Annotated in this window: 10 protein-coding genes and 1 pseudogene; 7 read left to right on the top strand and 4 right to left on the bottom strand. The window is 68.8% G+C overall.

Translation table 11 applies throughout. The features are described 5' to 3' along the window. Nucleotides 1–12 precede the first annotated feature (12 nt). The 5 genes and pseudogenes from phnC (at nucleotide 13) to ACO2Q1_RS09285 (ending at nucleotide 4,883) form a co-directional block, all read left to right on the top strand. On the top strand, nucleotides 13–816 hold the full coding sequence (gene phnC / locus ACO2Q1_RS09305; RefSeq protein WP_423329225.1) for a phosphonate ABC transporter ATP-binding protein: 804 nt from the start codon (nucleotides 13–15) through the stop codon (nucleotides 814–816). Next, nucleotides 813–1,823, top strand: a complete 1,011-nt coding sequence (gene phnD, locus ACO2Q1_RS09300; RefSeq protein WP_423329224.1) for a phosphate/phosphite/phosphonate ABC transporter substrate-binding protein — start codon at nucleotides 813–815, stop codon at nucleotides 1,821–1,823. The genes phnC and phnD (ACO2Q1_RS09300) overlap by 4 nt, the downstream gene beginning before the upstream one ends. Nucleotides 1,824–1,887: 64 nt before the next feature. Then, nucleotides 1,888–2,736 (top strand): annotated as a pseudogene (gene phnD, locus ACO2Q1_RS09295) (phosphate/phosphite/phosphonate ABC transporter substrate-binding protein); the annotation flags it as partial. Between the two features lie 234 nt (nucleotides 2,737–2,970). Beyond that, a complete protein-coding gene (gene phnE, locus ACO2Q1_RS09290; protein WP_423329294.1) occupies nucleotides 2,971–3,729 on the top strand; it encodes a phosphonate ABC transporter, permease protein PhnE in 759 nt (252 codons plus the stop codon). 83 nt (nucleotides 3,730–3,812) lie between these two features. After that, entirely contained in the window at nucleotides 3,813–4,883 is a 1,071-nt protein-coding gene (locus ACO2Q1_RS09285) for a substrate-binding domain-containing protein (RefSeq protein ID WP_423329223.1), read from the top strand. On the opposite strand, the gene ACO2Q1_RS09280 is transcribed toward ACO2Q1_RS09285, so the two are convergent. The 3 genes from ACO2Q1_RS09280 to ACO2Q1_RS09270 all read right to left on the bottom strand — a co-directional run bounded on the left by ACO2Q1_RS09280 (nucleotide 4,884) and on the right by ACO2Q1_RS09270 (nucleotide 8,629). Beyond that, nucleotides 4,884–5,972, bottom strand: a complete 1,089-nt coding sequence (locus ACO2Q1_RS09280; protein ID WP_423329222.1) for an oxidoreductase — start codon at nucleotides 5,970–5,972, stop codon at nucleotides 4,884–4,886. Between the two features lie 13 nt (nucleotides 5,973–5,985). Then, nucleotides 5,986–7,035 (bottom strand): ribonucleotide-diphosphate reductase subunit beta, encoded by a 1,050-nt coding sequence (locus ACO2Q1_RS09275; RefSeq protein WP_423329221.1) that lies wholly within the window; start codon nucleotides 7,033–7,035, stop codon nucleotides 5,986–5,988. Nucleotides 7,036–7,459: 424 nt separating this feature from the next. Beyond that, nucleotides 7,460–8,629, bottom strand: coding sequence for a serine hydrolase domain-containing protein (locus ACO2Q1_RS09270; RefSeq protein WP_423329220.1), 1,170 nt, complete (start codon nucleotides 8,627–8,629; stop codon nucleotides 7,460–7,462). A 72-nt stretch (nucleotides 8,630–8,701) separates the two neighbouring features. On the opposite strand from ACO2Q1_RS09270, the gene ACO2Q1_RS09265 reads away from it, so the two are divergent. After that, nucleotides 8,702–9,358, top strand: a complete 657-nt coding sequence (locus tag ACO2Q1_RS09265; RefSeq protein WP_423329219.1) for a glutathione S-transferase family protein — start codon at nucleotides 8,702–8,704, stop codon at nucleotides 9,356–9,358. A 76-nt stretch (nucleotides 9,359–9,434) separates the two neighbouring features. Further along, a complete protein-coding gene (locus ACO2Q1_RS09260; RefSeq protein ID WP_423329218.1) occupies nucleotides 9,435–10,049 on the top strand; it encodes a tetratricopeptide repeat protein in 615 nt (204 codons plus the stop codon). Here the strand turns inward: ACO2Q1_RS09260 and ACO2Q1_RS09255 are convergent. Beyond that, the gene (locus ACO2Q1_RS09255) at nucleotides 10,013–12,151 is read right to left on the bottom strand and encodes a response regulator (protein WP_423329217.1); all 2,139 of its coding nucleotides are present in this window, start codon (nucleotides 12,149–12,151) and stop codon (nucleotides 10,013–10,015) included. The genes ACO2Q1_RS09260 and ACO2Q1_RS09255 overlap by 37 nt on opposite strands. Nucleotides 12,152–12,212: the final 61 nt, after the last annotated feature.

Genomic DNA, 12,212 nt, shown 5'->3' with positions numbered 1-12,212 from the left:
CCCGCGCGCCTCATGACCACTGCCGTCGCCACCGCTCCCGTCGCCTCGGTGAAGGGGGTTTCCAAGACCTTCGGCGCCCGCAAGGCCTTGGACCAGGTTTCGGTCGAGGTCGGCGCCGGCGAGATGGTCGCCCTGATCGGTCCGTCGGGCTCGGGCAAATCCACCCTGTTGCGGTCGATCACCGGTCTGCAGTCAATCGACGGCGGCCAGGGCGTGATCGAGGTGTTCGGCCAGACCGTCCAGAAGAACGGCCGCCTGACCGGCGACGTGCGTGGCGCGCGCGGCAAGCTGGGCATGATCTTCCAGCAGTTCAACCTCGTCGGCCGCCTAAGCCTGTTCTCCAACGTCATGCTGGGCGCCCTCGGCCGCCTGCCCGGCTGGCGCGGCCTGTTGGGCGCCTGGCCCCAGGCCGACAAGGACAAGGCCATGGCCGCCCTGCATCGCGTGGGCGTCTCCGACTACGCCGCCCAGCGAGCCAACACCCTGTCGGGCGGCCAGCAGCAGCGCGGCGCCATCGCCCGCGCCATCGTCCAGGGCGCCAGCGCCATCCTGGCGGACGAACCCGTCGCCTCGCTCGATCCCGTCTCGGCGCGCAAGGTGATGGAGCTTCTGGTCGAGCTGAACGAACGCGACGGCCTGGGCGTCATCGTCACCCTGCACCAGGTCGATTACGCCATCCGCTACTGCAAGCGGGTCGTGGCTTTGAAGTCCGGCAAGGTGGTCTATGACGGCCCGTCGTCCGGCCTGGACACCCCGACCCTGATCGACATCTACGGTCCGGAATACCAGGACGCCTTCTGGGAAACCCAGGCATGAGGACAGCCGGCGCGGCGCGGCGTTTCGGCGCCGGCGTTCTCGCCGTCGCCGCCCTCGGCCTTGCCGGTCTGGGGCTGTCGTCGTGCGGCCGCCGCGAAGCTCCGGCCGAGCGCCAGACCGTCGTCTTCTCCATCCTGTCGGCCCAGGGCCAGGCCTCGGCCGAGCCCCTGTGGCGGCCCCTGCTGGACGACATGGCGAAAGCCATCGGCGCCCGCGTGGACGCCCATTTCGCCGCCGACTACGCCGCCCTGATCGACGGGATGGAGCGGGGCGAGGTCCAGGCGGCCTGGCTGTCCGCCCGCCCGGCCATCGACGCCATCGACCGCGCCGACGCCGAGGTGATCGCCCGCACCGTCAACCGCAGCGGCCAGGACAGCTACAACTCCGTGCTGATCGTCAAGCGCGGCTCGGGCGTGACGCTCGAGGACGTGATGGCCTGCGGCAGGCGGCTGGACTACGGCGTCGGCGACGCCCAGTCGACCTCGGCGACCCTGGCTCCCCAGGTCTTCCTGTTCAATCCACGCGGCGTCCGTCCCGAAACCTGCTTCCTCTCGGTGCGCCCGGACAACCACGAGCGCCATGCGCGCGAGGTGGCCTCCGGCATTCTCGATGTGGCCGCGACCAACACCGTGACCCTGAACGCCCTGGCGCAGCAGAACCCGACCATCGCCGGCGAGATCGAGGAGATCTGGCGCTCCCCGCCCCTGCCCGAGGGCGGGATCGTGGTGCGCGGCGATCTGGACCCGGTCGTGAAGGAAAAGATTCGCGGCTTCTTCCTGACCTACGGGCGCGGCGACGACGTCGAGGCGGAGCGCCAGCGTCGCGTCCTCTCCGGCCTGGGCTATTCCCGCTTCGTCGCCGCCGACGGCGACTATCTGGACCCTGTGCGCGAGATCGCCGCCGACGAGGCCCTCTCCGCCGCCCGCGCCTCGGGCGACCGGGCGACTGCGGCCCAGGCCGAACGCGAGCTGCGGACCCTGCGCGCCAAACGCGAGGTCCAGCCGTGACCTTTCAAACCATGAACGCCAACGTCGGCTCCCCTCGCGGGACCGCGCATCGGAAAGTCCGGGCATGATCCGCCTTCGTTCCTGTCTCGCCGCTCTCACGGCCGTCGTCGCCGTCCTGACCGGGGGCCTCGTCGCCGCGCCCGCCCAGGCCCAGACCAAGGCGCCGGAGAAGATCGTCTTCACCATCCTGTCGGCCGAGGGCCAGGCTTCATCCGGCCCCCTGTGGCAGCCCCTGCTGGACGACCTGGAACGCGACATCGGCATTCCGGTCGAGCCCATCTTCGGCTCCAACTATTCGGTCCTGGTCGAGGCCATGCGCGCCAACCAGGCCCAGATCGGCTGGTTCTCCGCCCTGCCCGCCGTCCAGGCCATCGACCGGTCCAGCGGCGAAGTCATCGCCCGCACCGTCGACAGCGAGGGAAAGGATTCCTACACCTCCTCCCTGATCGTGAAGAAGGGCTCGGGCATCACGGTCGACGATGTCGTGAAGTGCGGCAAACAGTATGACTTCGGCCTCGGCGACGCCCAGTCGACCTCGGGCACCCTGGCGCCCCTGACCTATTTCTTCGGGCCCCGGAACATCGACCCGCGCACCTGTTTCGCCACCGTGCGGTCGGCCAACCACCAGGCCAACTCCTTCGCCGTCGCCAACGGCCAGGTCGACGTCGCGACCTCCAACTCGGTCAACACCATCTTCCTGCGCCGCCAGAACCCCCAGATCGCCGATCAGATCGAGGTCATCTGGGATTCGCCGCCGATCCCGGAATCGGGCATCGTCCTGCGGTCCGACCTGCCGCCGGCGCTGAAGGCGCGGATCAAACAGTTCTTCACCACCTACGGCCAGGGCTTCGGCCCGGACGCCGAGCGCCAGCGCCAGGTGATGGAGGGGTTGAACTATTCCCAGTTCCGCGCCGCCGATAACTCCTATCTCGATCCCATCCGCGAGATGAAGGCCGACCAGGCCCGACGCGAGGGTCGTCCCAGCGAAGTCGCCCCGCCGACCAGCGCGGCCGATCGCACGGGTCAGATCCTGCCCTTCGCCCTGATCGGTCTGCTGGCGATCGCGGCCATCGCCCTGAACACCCTGCCGCGCCGCGCGGCCCCGACCCTGGCTCCGGATCAGATTCCGGCGGCGCCGAAAAAGTCCATGGCCGCCTGGTCGCTGGACGCCCTGCTGTGGGGCGGTTTCGCCATCATCCTTCTGGCTGCCTTCAACAAGGTGGACCTGCCGAACATCGTCAACATCTTCTCCAACTCGGAGAACATGCGGAACTACGGCCGCGACTTCCTGAACCCCGACTTCACCAACTGGAAGCCGCTCGTCGGTCAGATGTGGCTGACGGTCCAGATCGCCCTGTGGGGCACCTTCCTGGCCGTCTTCCTGGCCGTCCCGCTCAGCCTGATGGCGTCGCGCAACCTCTCGCCGTCATGGCTGGTCTGGCCTGTACGACGCTTTATGGATCTGCTGCGCTCGATCCCCGACCTGGTCATCGGCACCCTGTTCATCGTCGCCGTCGGCCTGGGGCCTCTGGCCGGGGTTCTGGCCATCGGCCTGAACACGGCCGGCGTTCTGGCCAAGCTGTTCTCCGAGGCGGTCGAGTCGATCGACAAGGGGCCCATCGAAGGGGTCAAGGCGACCGGCGCCGGTCGCCTGCACGAGATCGCCTGGGGCGTCATACCCCAGGTTGCCCCCCTGTGGACCTCGTTCGCCCTCTACCGTTTCGAGTCCAACAGCCGCGCCGCCACCATCCTCGGCCTGATCGGCGCGGGCGGCATCGGCCAGGTGCTGTTCGAAAGCCTGCAGGCGTTCGAGTATCGCACCGTCTCCATGATCGCCATCATCATCGTGGTCGCCGTGACCCTGATCGACATGCTCAGCCAGGCGATGCGCAAGCGGCTGCTCTGATCGGTCGCGGGCGCGCCACGGGAAAAGCGTCACAAATCTCTGGTCTAGAGCGGCGTGATCCCTCGACATCAGGACCGCCCGCGATGATCCGTGCCCGCACCGTCTCCGTCGCCGCTCTCGGCGCGGCCGCCCTGGCCCTGGTCCTGGGCGCGTGCAGCGGCGAGGGCGGCGGGCGTCGCACCGGCATCTGGTCGGCGGGATCCTCGACCGTGTTTCCGTTCGCCACCCGGGTGGCCGAGAACTTCGGACGCAGCAATCCGGGCATGTCGGCGCCGCGCGTCGAGTCTCTCGGCACCGGCGGCGGCATCAAGGCCTTCTGTCAGGGCGTCGGCCCCACCACCCCCGACATCGCCAACGCCTCGCGCCCCATGAAGGCGTCCGAGTTCGACGAATGCGTCAAGAACGGCGTCACCGACGTCATCGAGCTGAAGATCGGTTATGACGGCATCGTCGTGGCCACGGCGCGCACGGGCAACAGCTTCAACTTCGAACTGAACGACCTCTATGAAGGCCTGGCGCGCGAGGTCCCCGACGCGACCGGCCGCTTCGTCATCAATCCCAAGCGGACCTGGCGCGACGTCAATCCGGGCCTGCCGGAACAGCGCATCCAGGTCTACGGCCCGCCCCCGACCTCGGGCACGCGCGACGCCTTCCTGGAGCTGGGCATGACGCCGGGGGCCAAGCTGGTTCCGGCCGGGGCCGCCCTGGCCGAAAGCGACGCGGACCGGTTCGAGGCCGTCGCCCACACCATCCGCGAGGACAACGCCTGGATCGACTCCGGCGAGAACGACAACGCCATCCTCCAGACCCTGACCCGCACGCCGGGATCGCTGGGCGTGTTCGGCTTTTCCTTCCTCGAACAGAATCTCGACACGGTGAAGGCCGAGACCATCGACGGGATCGCGCCCTCGGCCGAGACCATCGCCGACGGCTCCTACCCCCTGGCCCGCAGCCTCTACATCTATGTGAAGAAGGCGCATGTCGGCGTCATTCCGGGCCTGCGCGAGTATCTGCAGGAGTTCATGTCCGACGCCTCGGCCGGACGCGGCGGCTATCTGCAGGACCGCGGCCTGGTGCCCCTGCCCGCGCCGGAACTGGCCGAACAGCGCGCCGTGGCGACCCAGCTGACGACCATGTCGCGGCCGGCCAAATAGTTACAGGCTGATCGTCCGCCCCGTTCGCGCGCTCTCGCGGCCCGCGTCCAGAATCTCCATCACCGTCAGGGCCTGATCCGGCGGCACGGGGTTGTCCCCCTGCCCTTTCAGGGCCCGCGCCACGGCGGCGTAATAGGCCGGATAGTCGCCGGCGGGTCCCGGCGCGGCTGACCGGGCGCCGGTGTCGCCGTCCACCCAGGTCGCGGGCCGGGGATCAACGCCCCAACCGGGCGCGCCGGGCGTCATGCCGGACTTCAGCTGGTCCTCCTGCACGTCCAGCCCGGCCTTCAGCCAGCTGGCCGAGGTCCCGTGGGCGGCGAAACGGACCTCGGGCGCGGCGATGACCATGGCGGCGTTGAGCACGACCTGGAGCGGCCCATAGTCCAGCACCGCATGGGCCCAGTCCGGGCTCTTTCCCCCGTCCCTCTGGGTCGCCAGCCGACAGGTGATCGAGGTCGGACGGCCGAACAGCACCACCATCTGATCGACCAGATGCGGCCCCAGGTCCATCCACACGCCCCCGCCGGGCGCCTCGCGCCAGCGATCGCGCACCACCGGGCGGTGACGATCGAACCGGCTTTCGACCAGGACGATCCGGCCCAGACGGTCGCGCTCGATCTCGCGCCTCAGGGCCAGGAAGTCGGCGTCCCAGCGGCGGTTCTGAAACACAGACAGGAACAGGCCGCGCGCAGCGGCCAGATCGACCATGGCGCGGGCGTCGGCCAGCTCCAGCGCGAAGGGCTTGTCGACCACCACCGCCTTGCCGGCGTTCAGGGCGGCCGTCGCCTGTTCGGCGTGGACGGCGTCGGGCGTGGCGATGACGACCAGTTCGATCCCGGGATCGGCCAGAACCTCGGTCAGGCTGGCGGCGGTGCGAACGCCCGGCAGATCGGCGCCCACCACCTGCGGCTGGCTGGTCGCCACCAGGGCCAGCTCCATCCCCGGCGCGGCGCGGATCAGGGGCGCATGGAAGGTCTTGCCGGCGAAACCATAACCGATCAGGGCGACCCGGACCGGCCCGGTGCGGCGAGGATCGGTCCGCTGCGGGGCCGCGGTCGGCGTGACGGACGAGAACAGGTCATCCGTCACCGCCGGGCCCCTCTCAGCCCGCGACCATGCTCATGTCGCGGCGGGCCAGCATCTTGTCGAACTCGGTCCAGACGCCGTCGGCGCCGTGCCACGACCCCTGCGTCGCCGCCTTGGAGTATTCGGTGGCGCGCGCCTCGAAGAAGTTGGCGTGTTCGACGCCCGACAGCAGGGCCTGCAGCCACGGAAGCGGGTTCTCGCGCGAGCCGCCGTACAGTTCCGGCAGGTCCAGCTGACGCAGGCGCCAGTCGGCGATGAAGCGGATGTATTTCTTGATGTCCTCGGGGGTCATGCCGTCGACCGAGCCCATTTCGAAGGCCAGGTCGATGAACTTGTCCTCCATGTCCACCACCGTGCGGCAGCATTCGACGATGTCGCTGGCCACCGACTTGGTCACCGCCCCCGTCTCCTTGTTGAAGGCGTGGTACAGTTTGATGATGCCCTCGCAGTGCAGGCTCTCGTCGCGCACCGACCAGCTGACGATCTGGCCCATGCCCTTCATCTTGTTCTGGCGCGGGAAGTTCATCAGCATCGCGAACGAGGCGAACAGCTGCAGCCCCTCGGAGAAGCCGCCGAACATGGCCAGGGTGCGACAGATGTCGGCGTCCGTATCGACCCCGAACTGGCCCATGTAGTCGTGCTTGTCCTTCATGGCCTCGTATTCCATGAAGGCGCCGAACTCGGCCTCGGGCATGCCGATGGTTTCCAGCAGCAGGGCGTAGGCGGCGATATGGATGGTCTCCATATTGCCGAACGCCGCCAGCATCATCTTCACCTCGGTGGGTTTGAAGACGCGGCCGTACCGCTCCATGTAGTTGTCCTGCACCTCGATGTCCGCCTGGGTGAAGAAGCGGAAGATCTGGGTCAGCAGATTGCGCTCGCCGTCGTTCAGATTGGCCGCCCAATCCTTGCAGTCCTCGCCCAGCGGCACCTCCTCGGGCATCCAGTGGACCTGCTGCTGCTTCTTCCACATGTCGAACGCCCACGGATAGCGGAACGGCTTGTAGGCGGCCGAGGGCGTCAGCAGGCCGGCGGTTCCGGGCTTGATGATGGCGTGTGCGTTCATCGGGGCGCTCTGATGCGAAACGGGGAGACGGAATCGAGGCGTTCACCATGCGTCCGGACGCCCCCGGCGCCAAGCCGAAATGCGGCTATTTAGCGATCACATTTTCCGAGACCGCTATATGTGGTGTTTTCATGCCCCGCAGATGGGGACAGATCGGGGGATGGTTTCGAAGAGTGAGGAAAGCAAAAGTTCGCGCGCGTTCGTTCTCCCTTCTCCCGGTTGGGAGAAGGTGCCCCGAAGGGGCGGATGAGGGGACGGTACAGAAGTCGCGAAGCCGTCTCACGGCCCCTGCGACGGCTCACGCCGACTCCACCGTCCGTCCCCTCACCCTTGAGCGCCAGGACGACGGCTGCGCCGCCGTGCGCTCAATCCCTCTCCCAACAGGGAGAGGGAAAGTCATTCGCGGGAAAGCACCGCCTGCTGATTATCCCCCCGCGTCCACCGCCTGCCGCACCCGCTCCAGAAACGCATCGCGCGCCGCCGACCGTTCGCGGCCCGTGGCCACGGGCCAGGCGGACAGGATGACCACCGCCAGCCGCCGCTCCGGATCGACGTGGATCATCTGGCCGAAGATGCCGCGCGCGTCGAAGGTTCCGGCGTCGGTCGTCCACCACTGGAAGCCATAGCCCCGCCCCGGCAGGCCGATGTCCGCCTGTTTGCGCGTCGCCATTCCGAACCAGTCGTCGGGCGTGACGGCGCGGCCGTCGATGCGGCCCTGATCGAGCAGCAGCATCCCGACCCGGCCCCAGTCCTGCAACGTGGCGGAGACGCAGCAGCCGCCGACCTCCTTGCCCCCCGCATCCAGCAGCCACTGGCCGTCCCGCGCCATGCCTGCCGGCCGCCAGATCGTCTCCGACAGATATTGCGACAGGGGCTTGCCGACCGCGCGGGCCAGCAGCACCCCCACCAGATTGGTCTCGCCCGTGTTGTAGTGCCAGCGGGTTCCCGGCGTCGCCGCGCGCGGCAGGCGCCGCATATAGCTGATCGTCGCGTCCACGCCCGGATCGGGCGCCACGACCAGCATGCGCGCCACGTCGGCGTTCGGGTCGGTATAGTCCTCGTTCCAGGCCACGCCCGAGGTCATGGTCAGCAGCTGGCGCAGGGTGACCCCGTCATAGGCGCTGCCCTTCATCTCCGGCAGATGGGCGACCACCTGATCGTCCAGCCCGCCGATATGGCCGTCGCGGATCGCGGCGCCCACGAGCGTCGAGGTCAGGGACTTGGTCATGGAGAACGACACCCAGGGATCGTCGGCCGTCATGCCCAGGCCGTAACGCTCCAGCCTCACCTTGCCGTCCTGGATGACCATCAGGCCCGCGACCCGTTCGGCCGCGATGAAGGCGTCGACGTCGAGGTCCAGCGGCGCGCCCGCGACCAGGGCCCGCGGCGTCTCCGACGCCTTCACCACCGCATGCGGCACGATCTCCGCCATGCGCCGGAAATCGGCCTCGCGCCGCTGCGGCGTCCAGAACAGCACGCCCGGATCGGCGCTCTGCGCGGCAGGGGCGGTAGCGGGGGCGGTAGATTGGGCGACGGCCGGGGCGGCGCTTGCGAGCAATCCCGCCAGAAGGGTGATGACGGCGATCCGGCGCATTTTGAACCTCCCCTGCACTCGCTCGTTCGCATAGCCTTCCGAAGGTGCTCGGAAAAGCCGGAGGATGCGACGATGAGCTTCACCGTCTACGGCGCCGCCGGTTCGGGCTCGGTTCCGATCGAGGCCGCCCTGACCTTGATGGGCCGACCGTACCGCGTCATCGAGGCCCCGACCTGGGAGGGCGAGGCCCAGCGCGACAAGGTCGCCGGCGCCAACCCCATGCGCCAGATCCCGGCCTTGGTCACGCCCGAGGGCGAGACAATCACCGAAAGCGCCGCCATCCTGATCTGGCTGACCGAGCGGTTCCCCGACGCCCGCCTGGCGCCGGCGCCGGGCGACCCTCGCCGGGGCCAGTTCCTGCGCTGGATGAGCTTCATCCCGGCCTCGATCTATTCGATGTACTGGATCCGTGACGAACCCGGCCGGCTGGTGGGGGACGACGCCGAGGCGCAGGCGCAGATCACGGCGCGCACAGCCGACCGGATTTCCCACTGCTGGTCGGTTATGGAGTCACAGCTGACGCCCGGCCGGTTCCTGCTGGGCGACGACCTGACGGTGCTGGACCTCTATGTCGCCGTCGTCAGCCGCTGGCGTCCCCTCAGACCCCGTTTCCACGCCGTCGCGCCGCGCATGGGCGAGGTCGTGCGGCGCGTAGACGCCCTGCCCCAACTCCAGGATTTCTGGGCGCGGCGATTCCCGTTCCGGGGCGTCTACGCCGACCCCGCCTGATCCCGTCGTCGGATTCGGTCAGTGGTCCCGCCGGACCAGACCCCTCACCCTGAGGCGTCTGACATGGAGAGACCTGATGTTCCGGACCGCCAAATCCCTGCCGACCGCCCTCGCCGCCCTGGCCGTCATCGGCCTCGCATCCGTGGCGACCGCCCAGCCGTCGCTGGTCCAGGACCAGACCACCTGCTCGGCCGTGACCGGCTCCGGCTACACGCCCCAGCAACAGGTCGACGCCTGCACCCGCCTGATCCAGAGCGGCCGGATGGGTCAGAACGACATGGCCATGGCCTATTACAACCGCGGCCGGGCCTGGGTGGACGCCGGGGACAACGCAAGGGCGGTGACGGACTATACCCAGGCCATCACCCTGCGACCGGTCTATCCGATCGCCTTCTACAATCGGGGAACCGCCTACAACCACCTGCAACGGTATGACGACGCCGTGCGCGACTTCACCCAGGCCATCGCCCAGCGATCGGGGTATGCGAACGCCTATGTTAATCGTGGCAACGCCCATGCCTTCTCCGGCCGACACGCCGAGGCGATCGCCGACTACAACGAGGCCATCCGTCTGAATCCGAGCATCCACCACGCCTGGAACAATCGGGGGATCGTTCACCGTCGCATGGGCAACACGGCCCAGGCCAACGCCGATCAGGCCGAGGCCCGGCGGCTGTCCGCCGCCCAATAGTCGTTGCCTGCCCCGTCAGCTTCGGCACGGGTCAAGGCCTGGTTCATCGCCTGAGCCAGGCCGTGGAAGGAGATGGGCTTGGCCAGGTGGCCGTCCATCCCCGCCGCCAGACACCGCACAGCGTCTTCAGGCATGGCATCGGCGGTGACCGCGAGAATGGGAGTGCGGCCGGCGGCGCCCTCCAGCGCGCGGATCGACCGCGTCGCCGACAGCCCATCCACGCGCGGCATGCGGACGTCCATCAGGATCAGGTCATAGCCGCCGGTCCGGGCCAGGCTGATGGCTTCGTCTCCATCTTCCGCCTGATCGATCTCGCAGCCCATGGCCGTCAGCATCAGCCGGGCGACTTCGCGATTGGCGGCGTGATCGTCGACCACCAGCACCCGCAGCGTCTGAGGCGCCGCCTCGGCGGTCGTGGTCACGCCCTGCGCGTCCTCGAGCGGAAGATCCAGGGTGAAGGTCGCGCCCTCGCCCGGCCTGCCGGAAACATGAATGTCGCCGCCCATCAACCGCGCCTGGCGACGGGCGACGGCCAGGCCGATCCCGGCGCCGCCGTGGCGACGGGTGATCGAGGCGTCGCCCTGTTCGAAAGGCTCGAACAGGCGGTCGATCTCTTCGAGATCCAGGCCGCAACCGGTGTCATTGACGGCGATCAGCGTGCGCCCGTCCAGGCGATCGGCGCGCACCACGATCTCGCCCCGCGCGGTGAACTTCACCGCATTGTCGACCAGCCGCCCCAGGGCCAGGACCAGCCGCCGCCGGTCGCCGATCAGGGGCGTCTGCGCGTCAGGCCGGATGTCCACGACGATGACCAGGCCCTTGGCCTCGGCCACGGCGCGACGAGGCTGGAGCGCCGCCTCGATGACACCGGCGAGGTCGAGCGGCGCGACCACGACGGTGTCGTCCTCGCTGGAGGCCTCCAGCACGTCGTCGATCATCGCCATCAGGCGTTCGCCGGCCTCGCCGATGCGGGTCGCACGATCGCGCACCATCATCGGCAGGATCGGGTCGGCCGCCGTCACCTCGGCATAGCCCATCACACAGTTCAGCGGCGTACGCATCTCATGGCTCATCAGGGCCAGGAAGCGGGACTTGGCGGCCTCGGACCGCTCCGCCTGACGGCGCGCGGCATGGGCGGCGGCGGTGCGGGTGCGCAGTCGGGCCATCAGGCGGCGACGCTGGGTCGTGAAGGTGCTGATCGGCAGGGCGGTGACCACCACGACCAGCATGAACAGGTAATAGACGGCCAGATGGGCGACCGTCCCGCCCGGCCCGAACAGGGCCGGAATATCGGGCAGACGGGCCAGAGCGAGGGGCCCGGCGCCCAGGGCGGTGGCCGCCCCGGCGATCAGGGCCACGCCGATCACCGCGACGGCGACCCACGACGGCGTCAGACGGAAGGCGACCAACAGCAAAAAGGGCAGCACAAGAAAGCCGGACGGAGCCGCGGTCTGGCTGAACACCGCCGTCGTCACGGCGAACAGCAGGGTCATCAGGAGAGGCGCCTCGAACCGGCGACGGTCTTCGTCCGCCAGGCGCAGTCCCCCTCGCCCCAGGATCACCAGGGCCGGGGTGACGATCATCGCCCCCAGCGCCTCGACCATGAAATACCGCTGCGTCACGAACAGGGCTTCGTCGCGACCATAATCCCTCAACACAACGGCGATCCCGACGGAGATCGCTGTGACCGCCGCCACCGACGGGGCGACCGCCAGCAGGCCGAAACGGGCCAGGCGTCCCGGACGGCTCAGGTCCAGCGCCGCACCGCTGACCCGACGCGCCACGACGGCGGCCAGCACAGCCTCGACGGCGTTCATCGCCACATTGATGAAGTAGAAGGGCATCGGGTCGCCGCGGACCAGATTGTTCAGCAGGTTCAACGCGACCCCGGCGACCAGAACCAGCGCCGCCGAACGTCGCGGCAGCATCAGCAGGGCGGCGATCATCACCGCATTGGCCGGCCAGAACACCACCGCGCCGAACGCCAGCGTCGACAGGGTCCCGACCGCCAGGGCGGCGGCATAGAGGATCAGGAAGGTCAGGGGACCGGGTCCCGACCTTCGCGCAGCCTCATGTCTGAACAGTCGCCAGCGACCGTGCATTCGGTCCCCCACGACCGTCCCACAACAGGTCGGGCTTAACCGTCATACCGTTAAGAAACCG

The organism is Brevundimonas sp. VNH65 (assembly GCF_049445955.1).
Lineage (GTDB): Bacteria > Pseudomonadota > Alphaproteobacteria > Caulobacterales > Caulobacteraceae > Brevundimonas.
This window is presented reverse-complemented; position numbering and strand designations above follow the sequence as displayed.